At 71.7% G+C, this 17,788-nt stretch carries 15 protein-coding genes; 9 read left to right on the top strand and 6 right to left on the bottom strand.

Translation table 11 applies throughout. The annotated features are described in order from the left end of the window. Nucleotides 1–51 precede the first annotated feature (51 nt). On the bottom strand, nucleotides 52–876 hold the full coding sequence (locus tag ACFW9Z_RS01835) for an aminotransferase class IV (RefSeq protein WP_384632750.1): 825 nt from the start codon (nucleotides 874–876) through the stop codon (nucleotides 52–54). Between the two features lie 105 nt (nucleotides 877–981). After that, entirely contained in the window at nucleotides 982–1,803 is an 822-nt protein-coding gene (locus tag ACFW9Z_RS01830; RefSeq protein ID WP_384632748.1) for an AraC family transcriptional regulator, read from the bottom strand. A gap of 102 nt (nucleotides 1,804–1,905) precedes the next feature. Here ACFW9Z_RS01830 and ACFW9Z_RS01825 point away from each other — a divergent pair, with 102 nt between their 5' ends. The 4 genes from ACFW9Z_RS01825 to ACFW9Z_RS01810 all read left to right on the top strand — a co-directional run bounded on the left by ACFW9Z_RS01825 (nucleotide 1,906) and on the right by ACFW9Z_RS01810 (nucleotide 3,827). After that, on the top strand, nucleotides 1,906–2,295 hold the full coding sequence (locus ACFW9Z_RS01825) for a cupin domain-containing protein (protein ID WP_384632746.1): 390 nt from the start codon (nucleotides 1,906–1,908) through the stop codon (nucleotides 2,293–2,295). A 34-nt stretch (nucleotides 2,296–2,329) separates the two neighbouring features. After that, the gene (locus tag ACFW9Z_RS01820; RefSeq protein ID WP_384632743.1) at nucleotides 2,330–2,938 is read left to right on the top strand and encodes an NADPH-dependent FMN reductase; all 609 of its coding nucleotides are present in this window, start codon (nucleotides 2,330–2,332) and stop codon (nucleotides 2,936–2,938) included. Nucleotides 2,939–3,000: 62 nt separating this feature from the next. Then, nucleotides 3,001–3,345 carry a divalent-cation tolerance protein CutA gene (cutA, locus tag ACFW9Z_RS01815; RefSeq protein ID WP_384632741.1) on the top strand — a complete coding sequence of 115 codons (345 nt, stop codon included), beginning with the start codon at nucleotides 3,001–3,003 and terminating at the stop codon, nucleotides 3,343–3,345. Further along, nucleotides 3,342–3,827 (top strand): gamma-glutamylcyclotransferase family protein, encoded by a 486-nt coding sequence (locus ACFW9Z_RS01810; protein WP_384632738.1) that lies wholly within the window; start codon nucleotides 3,342–3,344, stop codon nucleotides 3,825–3,827. Before cutA ends, ACFW9Z_RS01810 begins: the two co-directional genes overlap by 4 nt. Here the strand turns inward: ACFW9Z_RS01810 and ACFW9Z_RS01805 are convergent. Together ACFW9Z_RS01805 and ACFW9Z_RS01800 are read right to left on the bottom strand one after the other, a co-directional pair. Further along, nucleotides 3,790–5,868, bottom strand: a complete 2,079-nt coding sequence (locus tag ACFW9Z_RS01805) for a molybdopterin oxidoreductase family protein (RefSeq protein ID WP_384632735.1) — start codon at nucleotides 5,866–5,868, stop codon at nucleotides 3,790–3,792. The two genes, ACFW9Z_RS01810 and ACFW9Z_RS01805, sit on opposite strands and share 38 nt — an antisense overlap. A 240-nt stretch (nucleotides 5,869–6,108) precedes the next feature. After that, nucleotides 6,109–6,873 (bottom strand): vancomycin high temperature exclusion protein, encoded by a 765-nt coding sequence (locus tag ACFW9Z_RS01800; protein WP_384633360.1) that lies wholly within the window; start codon nucleotides 6,871–6,873, stop codon nucleotides 6,109–6,111. Between the two features lie 221 nt (nucleotides 6,874–7,094). Here ACFW9Z_RS01800 and ACFW9Z_RS01795 point away from each other — a divergent pair, with 221 nt between their 5' ends. The 5 genes from ACFW9Z_RS01795 to ACFW9Z_RS01775 all read left to right on the top strand — a co-directional run bounded on the left by ACFW9Z_RS01795 (nucleotide 7,095) and on the right by ACFW9Z_RS01775 (nucleotide 14,096). Next, nucleotides 7,095–7,919: a sirohydrochlorin chelatase gene (locus ACFW9Z_RS01795; RefSeq protein ID WP_384632732.1), complete on the top strand. Its 825-nt coding sequence runs from the start codon at nucleotides 7,095–7,097 to the stop codon at nucleotides 7,917–7,919. A gap of 53 nt (nucleotides 7,920–7,972) precedes the next feature. Continuing rightward, nucleotides 7,973–9,343 (top strand): deoxyguanosinetriphosphate triphosphohydrolase, encoded by a 1,371-nt coding sequence (locus tag ACFW9Z_RS01790; RefSeq protein ID WP_384632729.1) that lies wholly within the window; start codon nucleotides 7,973–7,975, stop codon nucleotides 9,341–9,343. 125 nt (nucleotides 9,344–9,468) lie between these two features. Continuing rightward, the gene (locus tag ACFW9Z_RS01785; RefSeq protein WP_384632726.1) at nucleotides 9,469–10,728 is read left to right on the top strand and encodes an NAD(P)/FAD-dependent oxidoreductase; all 1,260 of its coding nucleotides are present in this window, start codon (nucleotides 9,469–9,471) and stop codon (nucleotides 10,726–10,728) included. A 105-nt stretch (nucleotides 10,729–10,833) separates the two neighbouring features. After that, a complete protein-coding gene (dnaG, locus tag ACFW9Z_RS01780; protein ID WP_384632724.1) occupies nucleotides 10,834–12,783 on the top strand; it encodes a DNA primase in 1,950 nt (649 codons plus the stop codon). A gap of 161 nt (nucleotides 12,784–12,944) precedes the next feature. Further along, nucleotides 12,945–14,096, top strand: a complete 1,152-nt coding sequence (locus tag ACFW9Z_RS01775; protein WP_384632721.1) for an RNA polymerase sigma factor — start codon at nucleotides 12,945–12,947, stop codon at nucleotides 14,094–14,096. 15 nt (nucleotides 14,097–14,111) lie between these two features. Here the strand turns inward: ACFW9Z_RS01775 and ACFW9Z_RS01770 are convergent, their stop codons facing one another. Both ACFW9Z_RS01770 and ACFW9Z_RS01765 read right to left on the bottom strand, forming a co-directional pair. Then, the gene (locus ACFW9Z_RS01770; RefSeq protein WP_384632718.1) at nucleotides 14,112–16,040 is read right to left on the bottom strand and encodes an ABC transporter ATP-binding protein; all 1,929 of its coding nucleotides are present in this window, start codon (nucleotides 16,038–16,040) and stop codon (nucleotides 14,112–14,114) included. Further along, a complete protein-coding gene (locus tag ACFW9Z_RS01765) occupies nucleotides 16,040–17,773 on the bottom strand; it encodes an ABC transporter ATP-binding protein (protein WP_384632716.1) in 1,734 nt (577 codons plus the stop codon). The genes ACFW9Z_RS01770 and ACFW9Z_RS01765 overlap by 1 nt, the downstream gene beginning before the upstream one ends. Nucleotides 17,774–17,788 lie beyond the last annotated feature (15 nt).

Below are 17,788 nucleotides of genomic sequence, written 5' to 3'. Positions count from 1 at the left end.
CCGGACCGGCTCCGGCGGGCACGCGGCCATCCCGGCTTCGGGGCGCGCGGGTCAGACGAGATCCTCCGGCGCACCCCCGTACACACCCTCCAGCCGCCGCACCACCCGCTCCATCTCCTCCTCGCCCCCCACGAACTCCACGTCATCGATCCGCCGAACCGGCGCGATGCCTTGAGAGTTACAGATGAAGGCCCCCCGATAGGCACCCACCCCTTCCAGTGTCACCGCCCGCCGAACCGACGGCTCCCCCTCCTCGGCGAGGCCACGCTCCAGCAGCGCCATCGTCACGCCGAGGAGTGCGGGAGCGTCCGGCCACACCACCGAACTCCCGTTCCAGAAACCGATATTGGTGACAGCCCCCTCGGTCACCACCCCACCCGGCGCGGTCAACAGGGCCTCGTCGAACCCTTCCCGCGCGGCCAGCAACCCGTAATAGGTCTGCCCGAACTCCCCCGGCCGCTTGATGTGCGGCAGGACCCGTGCGTACGGCACCGACATCAGGCTCCGCCCCCCGCCCGCCATCGCGATGCCCTCACGAACGGTGACCATGACCCGCGTACGGCTCTCTCTGGGCGGAAGGAACCCATGCACCCGCACGGAGGCGTCCCGCATCCCGGCCGAGTCCAGCGCATGCCGGATCAACTCCCGTACGTACTCGCCCTCCAGCGGCAACTGGAACAACTCCCGATTCGCCGCATCCAACCGCTCCAGATGCAGCCCGAGCCCCCGTACCCTCCCCTCCCTCACCTGCATGGCGGTGAAGTGCCCGAACCCGAAGAGGGCGGGAACGCGCAGGTCGTCCTCGGTGGCGGGGTGCCCGTCCATCTCGACGTAGGGGAGGGGGAAGGGGGTTGCGGCGGGCGCGGGGTTCGTCATACGGCCACGGTAGACGGGGGAGGCCGGAAGCCTGAGGCCGGTCCTCCGGGGCACCGTGGAGCCGCACCCGGGAATGAGTGCGCGCGGAGCCGAGTCGGCCGGGCGCTAGGTGACCGGACCGGTGAGGCCCCGCACATAGCGTCCGGGGGTGGTGCCCACGTGGCGCGTGAAGTGCCGGTTCAGATGGGCCTGGTCGTGGAATCCGACGGCTGTGGCGACCTGGGCGGGGCGGAGGCCGTCGAGCAGAAGACGGCGTGCCCGGTCGATGCGCTTGCCGGTCAGATAGGCGTGCGGTGGCAGGCCGTAGGTCTGCTTGAAGCACCGGATCAGGTGGGTGGGGTGAGCATGCAGAGTGGCGGCAGCCTCGGACAGCGATATGCCGACGGGTATCCGGGAGTCGAGCAGCTCGCGCAACCTGGCGGCCAGCCGGTTCGCCTCGCCGCTCGGTGCGAGGGGACGAAGCGCGTCGAGGTGGAAGTGGAGCCGCTCACGGATGAAGGAGAGACGGGACTCGGATTCGAACTCGTCTCCGGCATGGCCGAGAGAGACATGCAGCTGGTGGATGCGATGGCGCAGCAGCTCGTCATCGAGAACCGGGCTGTCCACCGCACTGCCCACCAACCGCTGGGGAAGCACGGAGTCATCGAGATAGAGATTGCGTTTGCGGAAGCCTGAGGCCGTCACCGTCCGGCCGTCGTGGGGGACACCGGGGGGCAGCAGGAGCACACTGGCCGCACCGGTCGCCCCATGGAACCGGCGGTCGAGCGCGAAGCCGACCGCACCGTCGTCGAGGATCATCAGATCCCACGTGTCGTGGGTGTGCACCGGATACGCGTGATCGGTGAAGTGCGCGTGGAAGACCTCCGAGATCCCCGTGACCGACGGCCGCCAGGCGTTGACGGAGGTGCGGGGGCGCTCTGCGGTCATGTCAGGAACGTACAAGACCGGCGGAAGCCCGAGGCGGCAGGCTCATGACGTCAGCCAGGCAGCGGGAGGCCGGAGCCTCCGGCCTTGAGGAAGGAACGCCGCATGTCCACGATTCCTGTTCCCGTCAACCTCAGCGACAAGCTCGCGCAGTTCAGCGAGTTGTGGTCGCAGAAGAAGGTGGCGGAGCTCAACGACTACGAGGTCAAGCTGGCCAAGCTGAAGGGGGAATTCGTCTGGCACAGCCACGAGAGCACCGATGAACTGTTCCTGGTCCTCAGCGGTCGGCTCACCATCCAGCTCAGGGACGGCGATGTGGTGCTGGAACCCGGTGAGTTGTTCGTGGTTCCCCGCGGTGTCGAACACTGCCCCGTGGCGGCCGAGGAGACCGCCATCCTGCTGTTCGAACCGGCGGGAACGATGAACACCGGTGACGCGGGAGGTCCGATGACCAAGGCGGCCGAGGACTTCAGCCAGCGCACCTGCCGGGCTTGACCTCAATCAAGGTTGAGGCTCAATGCTCGGAGTCATGGACACCACACCCGTACCCACGCCGTCCCCCGCCCCCCTCAAGGTCGCCGTCATCCTCGGCAGCAACCGGGAAGGCCGCTTCGGGCCGGTTGTCGTCGACTGGTTCCTCAAGCGGGCGGACCGGTATGACGGCATCGAGACCGAGCTCGTCGATGTCGCGACCGCCGACCTGCCCACCGCCCTCTCCTTCAGCCCCGCGCCCGAGGACGCGGCCCGCATCGAGGCGGTCTCGGCGCGGCTGGCGGCGGCCGATGCCTTTGTCGTCGTCACGCCCGAGTACAACCACTCCTTCCCCGCCCCGCTGAAGAACCTCATCGACTGGCACCGCGCCGAGTGGCAGGCCAAACCCGTCGCCTTCGTCTCGTACGGCGGCAGGTCCGGCGGGCTGCGGGCCGTCGAGCAGCTTCGGCAGGTCTTCGCCGAGCTGCACACCGTCTCCGTCCGCGACACCGTCTCCTTCCACAACGCGGGCGGCCTCTTCGACGACGAGGGGGAGCACCGCGATCCGGCGGAGGCCGAGGGGGCGGCGAAGGCGCTCCTGGATCAGCTGGTCTGGTGGGGCAACGCACTGCGCGACGCGCGAAATCGGCATCCGTACAGCGCCTGACCCCCTCGGCGACGACAATCGGTGCACGGGCAGGAGCCCGCCGTATCAGAGGGGACCGAACGATGACAGCGCCGTCGCCGGCATGGCTGACCGTACTGACCACGATCGACAGCGAGGAGCGGGCCCGCGAGCTGGCGCAGGGCGCGGTGGAGGCCCGGCTGGCGGCCTGTGCACAGGTCTCCGCGCCCGTCATCTCCGTCTACCGGTGGCAGAACGCCATCGAGTCCTCGGAGGAGTGGCAGGTGCTGTTCAAGACGGCGGGTGAGCGGTACGAGGAGTTGGAGGCGTATCTCCTGCAGGAGCACGACTACGAGAACCCCGAGATCATCGCCGTCCCCGTCGTCCGGGGCAGCGCCCGCTACCTCGGCTGGGTCACGGCGGAGACGGCCCCCGCAGCCGCCCTGTGACGGCGGCCATGAGCACTCTGGACCCCGGTGCCCCGCCCACCGACGAGCTGCCGTTCTTCGTGTACGGGACGCTGCTCCCCGGCGAACCCAACCACGACCTGTTCCTCCGGGGGCGTACGTCGGGGGAACAGGCGGCCGTCCTGCCCCGGGCCCTGCTGTACGACGGTCCCGGCTACCCGTACGCCATCGACGGCCACGGCCGGGTCCACGGCACCCTGCTCACCGCCGCGCCCGGGGTGTACGGGGAGCTGCTCGGGCTGCTGGACCATCTGGAGGAGTACCTCGGGCCCGGCCACCCGCGCAATCTGTACGAGCGGGTCGTCCGTGAGGTCGAGCTGCCGGGGGAGGAGCCTGCGGTGACCCGCGCCTGGGTCTATCTCGCCGCTGCCGCCGTCACCCGGTCCCTCCGGACCGGCGGCAGCGTCATCGACGGCGGGCGGTGGGTCACCGGGCGGCCTCCAGGCGGACCGCGCACACCTTGAACTCCGGCATCCGCGACACCGGGTCCAGCGCCGGGTTGGTCAGCGTGTTGGCCCTCCCCTCACCCGGCCAGTGGAACGGCATGAACACCGTGTCCGCCCGGATCGCCCCGGTGATCCGGGCCGGAGCCACCGCCCGCCCGCGCCGGGACGTCACGGCGACGAGCTCCCCCTCCGCCACCCCGATCCGCTCCGCGAGGCGCGGGTGCAGCTCCACGAAGGGGCCCGGGGCCGCCGCGTTCAGCTCGTCCACCCGGCGGGTCTGGGCCCCCGACTGGTACTGCGCCACCACCCGACCCGTCGTCAGCACCACCGGATACTCCCGGTCCGTCTCCTCGGCCGCCACCCGGTGCACCACGGGGACGAAGGAGGCCCGGCCGTCCTCGGTCGCGAACCGGTCCAGGAAGAGCCGGGGCGTTCCCGGGTGGTCCGGGTCCGGGCAGGGCCAGAACACCCCGTCCTCGGCCGCGATCCGCTCGTAGGTGATGCCCGCGTAGTCCGCCGCACCGCCCGCCGAGGCCCGCCGCAACTCCTCGAAGACCTCCGCCGGGTCGGCGGGGAACCCCTTGCCGTGGCCCAGCAGTCCGGCCAGGGCGTGCAGCACCTCCAGGTCGCTGCGCACCCCCTCCGGCGGGTCGAGCGCCCGCTGCCGCAGCAGCACCCGGCCCTCCAGGTTGGTGGTGGTCCCGCTCTCCTCCGCCCACTGCGTCACCGGCAGCACCACGTCCGCCAGCGCCGCCGTCTCGGAGAGGACGACATCGGCCACGGCCAGGAAGTCCAGGGAGGCCAGACGGCGTTCGATGTGCGAGGCGTGCGGGGCCGAGACCACCGGGTTGGAGCCCATCACCAGCAGCGCCCGCACGTCCCGGCCGAGCGCGTCCAGCAGCTCGTACGCGCTCCGCCCCGGCCCCGGCAGACCGTCCGGGTCCACGCCCCACACCTCCGCGACATGGCGGCGGGCCGCCGGGTCGGTCAGCTTGCGGTAGCCGGGCAGCTGGTCGGCCTTCTGGCCGTGCTCCCGGCCGCCCTGCCCGTTGCCCTGCCCGGTCAGACAGCCGTACCCGGAGAACGGCCTCCCCGCCCGGCCGGTGGCCAGGCAGAAGTTGATCCAGGCGCCCACCGTGTCGGTCCCCTTGGCCTGCTGCTCGGGCCCGCGTGCCGTCAGCACCATCCCGCTCTCCGCCCCGCAGAACAGCTCCACCGCCTCCCGCAGCCGCGCCACCGGTACCCCGCAGATCCGCTCCACCAGCTCCGGCCAGTGCGCCATCGCCCCGGCCCGCGCCTCCTCCCAGCCCCGGGTGCGGGTCCGTACGAACTCCTCGTCCACCCGCCCTCCCGCCACCACCAGGTGCAACATCCCGAGCGCCAGGGCCAGATCGGTGCCGGGGCGGGGCGCCAGATGCAGATCCGCCTGTTCGGCGGTTCGGGTGCGGCGCGGGTCGATCACGATCAGCCGGCCTCCGTTCGCCTTCAGTTCCGTCAGATAGCGCAGTGCGGGCGGCATCGTCTCGGCCAGGTTCGACCCGACCAGGATCACGCATCCCGAACGCGGGATGTCCTCCAGCGGGAACGGCAGGCCCCGGTCGAGCCCGAACGCCCGCTGGTGGGCAGCGGCCGCCGACGACATGCAGAAGCGGCCGTTGTAGTCGATCTGCGAGGTGGCGAGCACGACCCGGGCGAACTTCCCGAGCGCGTACGCCTTCTCGTTGGTCAGCCCGCCCCCGCCGAACACCCCCACCGCATCCGCCCCGTGGGCCGCCCGCACCCCGCCCAGCCCCTCGGCGATCCGTCCCAGCGCCTCGTCCCAGCCCGCCTCCTCCAGCTCACCGCCGGGCCGCCTCCGTACCAGCGGGGAGGTCAGCCGGACCCCTCGGCGCAGCACGGCGGGGGCGGTCCTCCCCTTGCCGCACAACGCGCCCCGGTTGACCGGGAACCCGGTGCGCTCCACCACCTCGGCCACCTCCGGGCCCGCCACCGGGCGCAGGGACATCCCGCACTGGAGGGCGCAGTAGGGGCAGTGGGTGGGGGTTTCGGTACCGGTCATGGGGCCCAGCCTGCGAGAGCGGTATTACGGGGACGGGGGCACCCGGTTACGCCACCGGAACGCCCACCTCAGCCCACCACCCGCACCCCTGTGAGGTCCCGGGGCGGAGTGCCGGGGCGGAGTGCGGGGACGGGGTGCCGGGGCGGGGTGCCGGGCCCTGCCGCTCGCAGGCGCCGCGAGCCGCTGTCTGCCGGAGCCGAGCCCCGCCGCCCGCAGGCGCCGAGGCCGACTCCCGTCAGGTCAGCGTGTCGCCAAGGCCAGCGCCTCCGCCACGCCCGCCTCCTGGGGGCCCAGGAACGTGGGGTCGGGCCGGAGCACGGCTTCCAGGGCGGCCTTCCCCGATGCGGCCAGCTCCCGGGCTCCGCCGTAGTACCAGGTCGAGTCCCGGGGTTCCTCGACCCCGACCCCGTACGCGTCGATCCCCGCCGAACGGCACAGCGTGGTCGCCCGGTGGATGTGGAAGCCCTGGGTCACCAGCACCGCCCGGTCGACCCCGAATATCTTCTTGGCCCGCACACAGGAGTCCCAGCTGTCGAACCCGGCGTAGTCGCTGACGATGCGGTCGTCCGGCACCCCGCGCTCGGTGAGATACGTGCGCATCGCGTCCGGCTCGTCGTACTCCTCCCGGCTGTTGTCCCCGGTGACCAGGACCACCTTCACCTTCCCGGTCCGGTACAGCTCGGCCGCCGCGTCCAGGCGGTGGGCCAGATACGGGGTCGGCCGCCCCTTCCACAGCCCGGCGCCGAACACCATGGCGACCTCCCGCACCGGGGCGTCCGCCGTGGTCCCCACCCGCGACTCGGCGCCCACCCGCATCCAGGTCGCGGGCAGCAGCGCCAGCACGCAGAGGGCCATCAGCCCCTGTACGGCGAGCCGCTGACCCCGGCGGGAGCGCGGCAGCCGCAGTCGTAGCCGTGGTCTGTGCTTCCTCGCGCCGGTCTCCGCCGCCTCCGCCGACGCCCCTGACGCCACCTGCGTCCCCCGCGCCCGGCCCATCCCTCGCATCCCCCGCACGGGAGCCCCCTTCGTTGTCCGTGTCGTCGTTCGTACCGTCGTTCGGTCCCATCCCACCTGACGAGCGAAACGTCCGAAAGGTTCGCCGATCGGCAGAAACGGGTGCAGGCCCCCGCCCCGCACACCGGCCACCACCCCGCCGTGAGGGGGAGGAAAACCCCCGTGACCCTCGCGCAACGGCCCGGCAACCTCCGCCCGGCACGATCGGGTCCATGCACCGCACCCGGTCCTCCACCGCCCCCCGGCTCCCCACCGCCCCAGCCACCCCGCCCCAGCCCTTTACCGCCGAACGCCCCCCGCCCACCCTCCTCGTCGTCGCCCACGGCAGCCGCGACCCGCAGGCCCTGCGCACCGTCCTCGCGCTCCTGGACCGGGTCCGCGACCTGCGCCCCGGGCTCGATGTCCGCCTCGGGCACATCGAGCTGAACCGGCCGCTGCTCCCGGACACCCTGGACGGCCTGCGCGGGGCCGACGCCGTCCTCGTCCCGCTGCTCCTGGGGCGCGGCCACCACGTCAAGCACGACCTGCCCGCCGCCGCGGCCGCCGCCCCGGACGTACGGGCCCGGATCGCCGCCCCCCTCGGGCCGCACCCCCTGCTGGTGGAGGCGCTGTACGGGCGGCTCCTGGAGGCGGGCTGGGACCGGGCCGACGAGGGGAGCCGCCGGGCCGCCGTGGTCCTCGCCGCCGCCGGGTCCCGCGACCCCGACTCCGCCCAGGACACCCGGCGTACGGCCCGGATGCTCGCCGAGCGGCTCGGCGGGGTGCCCGTCGTCCCCGCGTACGCCTCCGCCGCCACCCCCACCGTCCCCGCCGCGCTGCGCGCGCTGGCCGCCCGGGGACGTCACCGTACGTTCGTCGCCTCGTACTTCACCGCGCCCGGCCGCTTCGCGAGCGCCGCCGCCGGGGCCGCGCCCCGTACCGCCGCCGTTCCGCTCGGCGCCCACCCCACCATGGCCCGCCTCCTCCTGCACCGCTACGACCAGGCACTGTCCGCCACGGCCCCCGCCGAGGCAGTGAGCTTGCTCGCTTCCGCCTGACTTCCGGGCCCGCTCCCGGCACGTTGTCGGTCCCGGTCGCTACTGTCGGAACCATGGACGGCACACAAGGCGTACGCGGGGCAGATCAGACACACGGCACACACGACGCACACAGCACACACGGAGCGCCCAGTGAGCGGGGCGCCGGGAGCGGTTACGGACCGGCCGACACCGAGCGCTTCGACACCGAGGAGGACAAGCGCCCCGGCCGCACCGCCTTCCAGCGCGACCGGGCCCGGGTGCTGCACTCCGCCGCGCTGCGCAGGCTCGCCGGGAAGACCCAGGTGGTGACGCCCGGCACCCGCTCCCTGGTCTGGGACGCCAGCCCCCGCACCCGGCTCACCCACTCCCTGGAGTGCGCGCAGGTCGGCCGCGAGCTGGGCGCGGTCCTCGGCTGCGATCCGGACCTGGTGGAGACGGCCTGCCTCGCCCACGACATGGGCCACCCCCCGTTCGGCCACAACGGCGAGCAGGCGCTCAACGACTTCGCCTCGGACTGCGGCGGCTTCGAGGGCAACGCCCAGTCGCTGCGGCTGCTGACCCGCCTGGAGCCCAAGCGGTTCGTCCGCGACCCGCGCTCCGGCGAGCTGGTCAGCGTCGGCCTCAACCTGACCCGGGCCGCTCTGGACGCCGCCACCAAGTACCCCTGGCCGCGCGGCGCGCACCCCACCGACCCGCACTCGGTGAAGTTCGGGGTGTACGCGGACGACCTGCCGGTCTTCGCGTGGGCCCGCGAGGGCGCGCCCGAGGACCGCACCTGCTTCGAGGCCCAGGTGATGGACTGGTCCGACGACGTGGCGTACTCCGTGCACGACTTCGAGGACGGGCTGCACGCCGGGCACATCGACCCCAACTGCCTCTACGCCGAGCCGGAGCGCGAGGAGATCTTCGCCGTCGCCATCGGCCGGTACGTCCCCGCCGACACCGACCCGCAGGAGCTGTCCGAGGCCCTGGACCGGCTGATCGACCAGGAGTGGTGGCCGCACGGCTACGACGGCTCCGCCGTGGCCCAGGCCCGCCTCAAGGACGCCACCAGTCAACTCATCGGCCGCTTCTGTACGGAGGCCGAGCTCGCCACCCGCGAGGTGTACGGACCCGGCCGCCTCACCCGGTACGGGGCGGAGCTCGTCGTTCCGCGCACGGTCCGTAACGAGTGCGCGGTGCTCAAGGCGGTCGCCGACCGTTACGTGATGCAGCGCGCCGAGCAGGAGACCCTCCGCGCCGACCAGCGCATCGTCATCGCCGAGCTGGCCGCCGCCCTCACCGCCCGCGCCCCCGAGGGACTGGAGCCGCACTTCCGGGCCCTGTTCGACCAGGCGGCCGACGACCACACCCGTAAGCGCGTCCTGGTCGACCAGATCGCCGCCCTCACCGACGCCTCCGCACGATCCCTGCACGCCGCGCTCACCGCCCGCCGCGGCTGAGGGGCAGACTGGAACCTGACCACGGGGGGTGACCTGTCCGGGGCACACCCTCTTCCGTCATCACGCTGCGTGCGGGACGCTCGCAGCTGGGGGCGCCGCGCAGCACAGCACTGAGGAGGCATCAAGTGGTCGACGCACATCGGACGTTCGTCATCGTCGGAGCGGGACTCGCAGGGGCGAAGGCGGCCGAAACACTGCGCGCGGAGGGGTTCACCGGCCGGGTGATCCTCATCGGGGATGAGCGCGACCACCCCTACGAGCGGCCGCCGCTCTCCAAGGGCTACCTCGGCGGCAAGGAGGAACGCGACAGCGTCTTCGTCCACGAGCGCGCCTGGTACGCGGGCGCCGACATCGAGCTGCACCTCGGCCAGCCCGTCACCGTGCTCGACCGGTACGCCAAGACGGTGCAGCTCGGCGACAACACCGTCATCCACTACGACAAGCTACTGCTCGCCACCGGCTCCGAGCCCCGCCGCCTCGACATCCCCGGCACCGAGCTGGCGGGCGTCCACCATCTGCGCCGCCTCGCCCACGCCGACCGGCTGCGCAACGTCCTGGCCGCCCTCGGCCGCGACAACGGCCACCTGGTGATCGCCGGGGGCGGCTGGATCGGCCTGGAGGTCGCCGCCGCCGCCCGGGGGTACGGGGCCGAGGTCACCGTCGTCGAGTCGGAGCCCACCCCGCTGCACCAGGTCGTCGGCCCCGAGCTGGGCCAGATCTTCACCGAGCTGCACCGCTCGCACGGCGTCCGCTTCCACTTCGGCGCCCGCCTCACCGAGATCACCGGCCAGGACGGCATGGTGCTGGCCGCCCGCACCGACGACGGCGAGGAGCACCCCGCCCACGACGTGCTCGCCGCGATCGGCGCCGCCCCGCGCTCCGCCATCGCCGAGGCCGCCGGTCTGGAGATGGCCGAGCGGGCGCACGGCGGCGGCATCGCCGTGGACGCCTCGCTGCGCACCTCCGACCCGCACATCTACGCCGCCGGGGACGTCGCCGCCGTCGCCCACCCGTTGCTCGGCGTCCGGCTGCGCGTCGAGCACTGGGCCAACGCCCTCAACAGCGGACCGGCCGCCGCCCGCGCGATGCTCGGCCAGGAGGTGACGTACGACCGGGTGCCGTACTTCTTCTCCGACCAGTACGACCTGGGCCTGGAGTACTCCGGCTGGGCGCCGCCCGGCTCCTACGACGAGGTGATCATCCGGGGCGACGCGGGGAAGCGGGAGTTCATCGCGTTCTGGCTCAAGGACCGCCGTGTCCTGGCCGGGATGAACGTCAACGTGTGGGATGTCACGGAGACGATCCAGGAGCTGATCCGGGCAGGTCAGCAGCATGATCCGGAGGCGCTCGCCGACCCGTCGGTGGAGCTGGAGTCCCTGCTCTGAGCGGCCCGCCCGGGCTCCCGGGGACGCCGGACGGGGCGTTCGGCCAGGAGCCCGGGGGAGCGGGGGGCGGAGCCGGATGTCCGAGCCCACCCGTAGACTTCACGCGTGGCCGGCAGGATCAACGACGACGACGTGAAGGCGGTACGGGACGCGGTCCCGATCGACTCCGTCGTGTCCGAATACCTCCAACTGCGCAGCGCGGGCGGCGGAAACCTCAAGGGGCTCTGCCCCTTCCACGACGAGAAGTCCCCCTCCTTCCAGGTCAGCCCCGCCAAGGGCCTGTTCCACTGCTTCGGCTGCCAGGAGGGCGGCGACACGATCGCCTTCGTGATGAAGATCGACCACCTCTCCTTCTCGGAGACGGTCGAGCGCCTCGCCGCCAAGGCGGGCATCACCCTGCGGTACGAGGAGGGCGGCTACAACCCCTCCCACCAGCGCGGCGAGCGGATCCGGCTGATCGAGGCCCACCAGGCCGCCGCCGAGTTCTACGTCCGCGCGCTGGAGAGCCCCGAGGCCGAGATCGGCCGCACGTTCCTCGCCGAGCGCGGCTTCGACCAGGACGCCGCCACCCACTTCCGCGTCGGCTACAGCCCGGCCGGCTGGGACCACCTCACCCGCTATCTCCGCGGCAAGGGCTTCACCGACAAGGAGCTCATCACCTCCGGCCTCTCCCAGGACGGCCGGCGCGGCCCCATCGACCGCTTCCGCGGCCGCCTGATGTGGCCGATCAGCGACACCGCCGGGGACATCGTCGGCTTCGGCGCCCGCAAGCTCCGCGACGACGACAACGGCCCGAAGTACCTGAACACCCCCGAGACCCCCGTCTACAAGAAGTCCCAGGTGCTGTACGGCATCGACCTGGCCAAGAAGGACATCGCCAAGGCCAGCCGCGCCGTCGTCGTCGAGGGGTACACCGACGTCATGGCCTGCCATCTCGCCGGGGTCACCACCGCCATCGCCACCTGCGGCACCGCCTTCGGCAACGACCACATCAAGATCCTGCGCCGCCTCCTCATGGACAACGGCAGCGCCCGCGTGATCTTCACCTTCGACGGCGACTCGGCCGGTCAGAAGGCGGCCCTGCGCGCCTTCGAGGACGACCAGAAGTTCGCCGCCGAGACCTACATCGCCATCGCCCCGGACGGTATGGACCCGTGCGACCTGCGGCTGGCCAAGGGCGACGACGCCGTACGCGACCTGGTCGAGCCGCGCACCCCGCTCTTCGAGTTCGCCCTGCGCCAGATCGTCGGCCGGTACGACCTGGAGACCCCGGCGGGCCGCGCCGCCGCGCTCGACGAGGCCGCCACCGTCGTCTCCAAGATCAAGACCAGCAGTGTGCAGCGCGAGGTGGCCGTCCAGCTCGCCGGGCTCGTCGGCATCCTCGACCAGGAGTTCGTCGTCCACCGCGTCGCCCAGCTCGCCCAGTGGGCCCGTAACAAGGGCGGCGACGGCAAGGGGGAGCGCGGCGGCAGGGGCGGCGGACCCCAAGGCTCGCGCGGTGGACCCCAGGGCCCGCGCGGCGGCGCCCCGCAGCAGGGCGCCCCGGCCCCCGCCGGTTTCTCCGGCCCCGCGCTCAACCTCCGCAGCCCCGCCCACCGCACCGAGCGCGAGCTGCTGAAGCTCGCCCTCCAGAAGCCCGCCCTGGTCTCCCCGGCCTTCGACGCGTACGGCGTGGACGAGTTCACCGCCCCGCCCTACGCGGCCGTGCGCCAGTGCATCGAGGAGGCGGGCGGCGCCGAGCGCGGCCTCGGCGACAACCGCGAATATCTGGTCGCCGTCATGGAAGCGGCCCCCAACGACACCGTGCGCAACCTCGTCACGGAGCTCGCCGTCGAGGTCTTCCACGGCAAGACGATCGACGAGACCTACGCCGGAATGCAGCTCGTCCACGTCCGGCTGCGCGCGGTGGACCGCCGCATCGCCGACGTACAGGGCAGCCTCGCCCGCCTCGGCAGCCATGTGGCCCCCGACGATCTGGCCACCGCGCAGAACGAGGTCTGGGTGCTCCAGCAGTACGCGCAGTCCCTGCGGGCGAAGGGCGCCGACGCGCTCTGAGGGCGCCCCGGCCTTTCCGGGACAGATCTCCAGGAACAGTAACCGGCCGGTGACCGACCGGAATCAGAAAGTCCCCGCACGCCCCTCGTGGCAACCCTGTGCCGTACCCCACACTGGGGCTGCCAGAGTCATCCGGCAGCGATCACCTGGAGGTCGCCCCCGTGCAGACCCGGACCGTGACGACCGCGACCGAGCACATGTCGGCGATTCCCGTGCAGAACCGGGCCGTCCACCACCCGGAGAGCCGTCCGGAGAGCCGTCCGGAGAGCCGTCCGGAGAGCCGTCCGGAGAACCCCCCGGAGACCGCGGCCCGCCCGCCCGCGAGCGCAACCGAGGCCGTCATGGAGGAAGCGGAACACGTCCCCGAACCCCGCGAGGCGCGGAGCCGGGCGGAGAACGGCGGCCCCACCTCCGACCTCTTCCGGCAGTATCTGCGGGAGATCGGCCGCATCCCGCTGCTCACCGCCGCCGAGGAGGTCGAGCTGGCCCGCCGCGTGGAGGCCGGGCTCTTCGCGGAGGAGCGGCTCGCCAACACGCCGGACCTGGACTCCCGGCTCGCGGGCGACCTGGACCGGCTCGTGGTCATGGGCCGCACCGCCAAGCGCCGGCTCATCGAGGCCAACCTCCGCCTGGTCGTCTCCGTCGCCAAGCGGTACGTGGGCCGGGGCCTGACCATGCTCGACCTGGTCCAGGAGGGGAACCTCGGGCTGATCCGGGCGGTGGAGAAGTTCGACTACGCCCGGGGCTACAAGTTCTCCACGTACGCCACCTGGTGGATCCGCCAGGCCATGTCCCGCGCCCTGGCCGACCAGGCCCGTACGATCCGCGTCCCCGTCCATGTCGTGGAGCTGATCAACCGCGTGGTCCGCGTCCAGCGCCGACTGCTCCAGGAGCGCGGGTACGAGCCCACCGCCGAAGAGGTCGCCGCCCAGCTCGACCTGACCCCGGAGCGGGTCACCGAAGTCCTGCGCCTGGCCCAGGAGCCGGTCTCCCTGCACGCCCCCGTCGGGGAGGAGGACGACGTCTCCTTCGGTGACCTCATCGAGGACGGCGACGCCGCCTCACCCGTGGAGTCCGCCGCCTTCCTGCTGCTGCGCGAACACCTGGAGGCGGTCCTCTCCACCCTCGGCGAGCGCGAACGCAAGGTCGTCCAGCTCCGCTACGGCCTGGACGACGGGCGGCCCCGCACCCTGGAGGAGATCGGCCGGATCTTCGGCGTGACGCGCGAACGCATCCGCCAGATCGAGTCCAAGACCCTCAGCAGGCTGCGGGACCACGCCTTCGCCGACCAGCTCCGCGGCTACCTGGACTGATCCACCGGACAGGCCCTAGTCCACCTCGGCCAGCGCCTCCGCGAACTGGGCCGCGTACAGCCGGGCATAGGCACCCCCGGCCGCCAACAGCTCCTCGTGCGTGCCCTGTTCCACGATCGACCCGCTCTCCATCACCAGGATCACATCCGCGTCCCGGATCGTGGAGAGCCGGTGCGCGATCACGAACGACGTACGCCCGTGGGCCAGGCGCGCCATCGCCTTCTGGATCAGCACCTCGGTCCGGGTGTCCACCGAGCTGGTGGCCTCGTCCAGGACCAGGATCACCGGGTCGGAGAGGAACGCCCGCGCGATGGTGATCAGCTGCTTCTCGCCCGCGCTGACCCCGGAACCCTCGTCGTCGATCACCGAGTCGTACCCGTCGGGCAGCGTCCGGACGAACCGGTCCGCGTGCGCCGCCCGGGCCGCCTCCTCGATCTCTTCCCGGGTGACCGCGCGCGCAGCGCCGTACGCGATGTTCTCCGCTATGGAACCCCCGAACAGCCAGGTGTCCTGGAGCACCATGCCGATCCGCGAGCGCACATCGTCCCGGCTCATCCGCGCCACATCGACCCCGTCGAGCGCGATCCGCCCGCCGGTCACCTCGTAGAACCGCATCAGCAGATTGACCAGCGTGGTCTTGCCCGCACCCGTCGGACCGACGATCGCGACCGTCTGCCCCGGCTCCACGCTCAGCGACAGATCCTCGATGAGCGGCTTGTCCGGGTCGTAGCGGAAGGAGACCTTCTCCAGCGAGACCCGGCCCAGCAGCTCCTTGGGCACCTCGCCGTCCTCCGGGTCCGCGTCCTGCTCCTCCGCGTCCAGCAGCTCGAAGACCCGCTCGGCCGAAGCCACCCCCGACTGCACCAGGTTCGCCATCGAGGCGACCTGCGTCAGCGGCATCGAGAACTGACGGGAGTACTGGATGAACGCCTGTACGTCACCGATCGACAGGGTGCCCGAAGCGACCCGCAGACCGCCGACGACGGCCACCAGCACATAGTTGATGTTCGAGATGAACATCATCAGCGGCTGCATGAGCCCGCTGGCGAACTGCGCCCTGAACCCGGCCTCGTACAGCGCGTCGTTCTGCTCGGCGAAGTCCTTTGCCGACTCCTGCTGCCGCCCGAAGACCTTCACCAGGCTGTGCCCGGTGTACATCTCCTCGATATGGGCGTTGAGCTTCCCCGTCACCCGCCACTGCTGCACGAACTGCGGCTGCGACCGCTTGCCGACCCGCGTCGCCACGACCACCGAGAGCGGGATCGTCACCAGCGCGACCAGTGCCAGCAGCGGCGAGATCCACACCATCATGATCAGTACGCCGACGATGGTCAGCAGCGAGTTGATGAGCTGCCCCATCGTCTGCTGGAGCGTCTGCGAGATGTTGTCGATGTCGTTGGTCGCCCGGCTGAGCACCTCACCGCGCTTGGCCCGGTCGAAGTACGAGAGCGGGAGCCGCGACAGCTTCGTCTGGAGGTCCTCGCGCAGCTGGAAGACGATCCGGTTGATCACCCGGATCGACAGCCGCGTGGAGACCAGCATCAGCAGCCCGGCGGCGACATAGACCACCAGAGCCAGCAGCAGGACGCCGCCCACCGCGCCGAAGTCGATGCCCTCGCCCGGGGTGAAGCCCACCCCCGAGAGCATGTCGGCCATCGAACCGCTGCCCTCCGCGCGCAGCCCCTCGACGGCCTCCGCTTTCGTGGTGCCCTCCGCCATCTGCCGGCCGACCACCCCCGCGAAGATCAGGTCGGTCGCCTTCCCGAGGATCTTCGGCCCGGCCACCGACAGCGCCACGCTGACCGTCACCGCGCCCAGCATCAGATACAGCGATGCCCTCTCCCGGCCGAACCGCTTCAGCAGCCGCTTGCCCGACCCCTTGAAGTCCATCGAACGATCGGTGGGCGCGGCCCCGGCCATCATCCGTCCGGCAGGACCGGCCATCACGCGGCCTCCGCTTCCGTCAGCTGGGAGAGCACGATCTCCCGGTACGTTTCATTGCCGTCCATCAGCTCGTGATGGGTGCCGCTGCCCACGACCCGCCCCTCGTCCAGGACCAGGATCCGGTCGGCGTCGCGGATGGTGGAGACCCGCTGCGCGACGATCACCACGGTCGCCCCGGCCGTCTCGTGGGCCAGCGCCGCCCGCAGCGCCGCGTCGGTCGCGTAGTCCAGCGCCGAGAACGAGTCGTCGAAGAGGTAGATCTCCGGCCGCTGCACCAGCGTCCGGGCGATGGCGAGCCGCTGCCGCTGACCGCCCGACACATTGGTGCCGCCCTGCGCGATGGGCGCCTCCAGACCGTGTTCCAGCTCCTCCACGAACCCCTTGGCCTGTGCCACCTCCAGCGCGTGCCACAGCTCCTCGTCGGTGGCGTCCGGATTCCCGTACCGCAGGTTCGTCGCGACCGTCCCCGAGAAGAGGTACGGCTTCTGCGGCACCAGGCTCACGGTCTTCGCCAGCAGCACCGGATCGAGCCTCCGCACGTCCTCGCCGTCGACCAGCACCTCGCCGTCCGTCACATCGAACAGCCGGGGTACGAGACCGAGCAGCGTGGACTTCCCGCTGCCGGTCGACCCGATGATCGCGGTGGTCTCCCCGGGCCGCGCCACCAGATCGACCGCCCGCAGGACGGGCTCCTCGGCGCCCGGGTAGCGGAACTCCGCGCCCCGTACCTCCAGATGCCCGTGCCGGCGCAGCTCGGTGACGGGCGCGGTGGGCGGCACGACGCTCGACTCCGTCTCCAGCACCTCCTGGATGCGCTCGGCGCACACCTCGGCGCGCGGCACCATCATGAACATGAAGGTGGCCATCATCACGGCCATCACGATCTGCATCAGATAGGCGAGGAACGCGGTCAGCGCACCGATCTGCATCCCGCCGCTGTCGATGCGGTGCGCGCCGAACCACACCACCGCGATCGACGACAGGTTGACCACCGTCATCACGGTCGGGAACATCAGCGCCATCAGCCGCCCGGTCGCCACCGACACATCGGTCAGCTCGGTGTTGGCCCCCCGGAACCGCTTCTCCTCGTACCCGTCGCGGACGAACGCCCGGATCACCCGGTTACCGGTGATCTGCTCGCGCAGCACCCGGTTCACCGTGTCCAGCCGCTCCTGCATCGTCCGGAACAGCGGCCGCATCTTCGACACGATGATGCTCACGGAGATCCCGAGCACCGGGACCACTGCCAGCAGCACCGCCGAGAGCGGCACGTCCTGCCCGAGCGCCATGATGATGCCGCCGACACACATGATCGGCGCCGACACCATCAGCGTGAACGCCATCAGCACCAGCATCTGGATCTGCTGGACGTCGTTGGTGGTCCGTGTGATCAGCGAGGGCGCCCCGAACCGCCCGAGCTCCCGGGCCGAGAACGACTGCACCCGGTCGAAGACATCGGCCCGCACGTCCCGCCCGAGCGCGGCGGCGGTCCGGGCCCCGTAGAAGACGGCCCCCACGTTGCAGAGCACCTGGAGGACGCTGGCAGCGATCATGAGACCGCCGAACTCCAGGATGTAGCCGGTATCGCCCTTCACGACACCGTTGTCGATGATGTCGGCGTTCAGGCTGGGCAGATACAGGGTGGCGCAGGTCTGGAGCAGCTGGAGGAGGACCAGCAGCGCGATGGGTTTCTTGTACGGGCCCAGATGGGCCCGCAGGAGTTTTATGAGCACACGCGTCTTTCGGAG

Source organism: Streptomyces sp. NPDC059452 (genome assembly GCF_042750035.1).
Lineage (GTDB): Bacteria > Actinomycetota > Actinomycetes > Streptomycetales > Streptomycetaceae > Streptomyces.
Note: the sequence above shows the minus strand (reverse complement) of the source record. Positions and strands in the feature narration are given on the sequence as shown.

What these genes read in the sequence shown, in the direction of transcription:
- ACFW9Z_RS01835 (WP_384632750.1), bottom strand. Translation starts at nt 876, where the DNA reads ATGACGAACCCCGCGCCCGCCGCAACCCCCTTCCCCCTCCCCTACGTC.
- ACFW9Z_RS01825 (WP_384632746.1), top strand. Translation starts at nt 1,906, where the DNA reads ATGTCCACGATTCCTGTTCCCGTCAACCTCAGCGACAAGCTCGCGCAG.
- ACFW9Z_RS01790 (WP_384632729.1), top strand. Translation starts at nt 7,973, where the DNA reads ATGGACGGCACACAAGGCGTACGCGGGGCAGATCAGACACACGGCACA.
- ACFW9Z_RS01800 (WP_384633360.1), bottom strand. Translation starts at nt 6,873, where the DNA reads ATGCGAGGGATGGGCCGGGCGCGGGGGACGCAGGTGGCGTCAGGGGCG.
- ACFW9Z_RS01805 (WP_384632735.1), bottom strand. Translation starts at nt 5,868, where the DNA reads ATGACCGGTACCGAAACCCCCACCCACTGCCCCTACTGCGCCCTCCAG.
- cutA (WP_384632741.1), top strand. Translation starts at nt 3,001, where the DNA reads ATGACAGCGCCGTCGCCGGCATGGCTGACCGTACTGACCACGATCGAC.
- ACFW9Z_RS01820 (WP_384632743.1), top strand. Translation starts at nt 2,330, where the DNA reads ATGGACACCACACCCGTACCCACGCCGTCCCCCGCCCCCCTCAAGGTC.
- ACFW9Z_RS01770 (WP_384632718.1), bottom strand. Translation starts at nt 16,040, where the DNA reads ATGGCCGGTCCTGCCGGACGGATGATGGCCGGGGCCGCGCCCACCGAT.
- ACFW9Z_RS01795 (WP_384632732.1), top strand. Translation starts at nt 7,095, where the DNA reads ATGCACCGCACCCGGTCCTCCACCGCCCCCCGGCTCCCCACCGCCCCA.
- ACFW9Z_RS01830 (WP_384632748.1), bottom strand. Translation starts at nt 1,803, where the DNA reads ATGACCGCAGAGCGCCCCCGCACCTCCGTCAACGCCTGGCGGCCGTCG.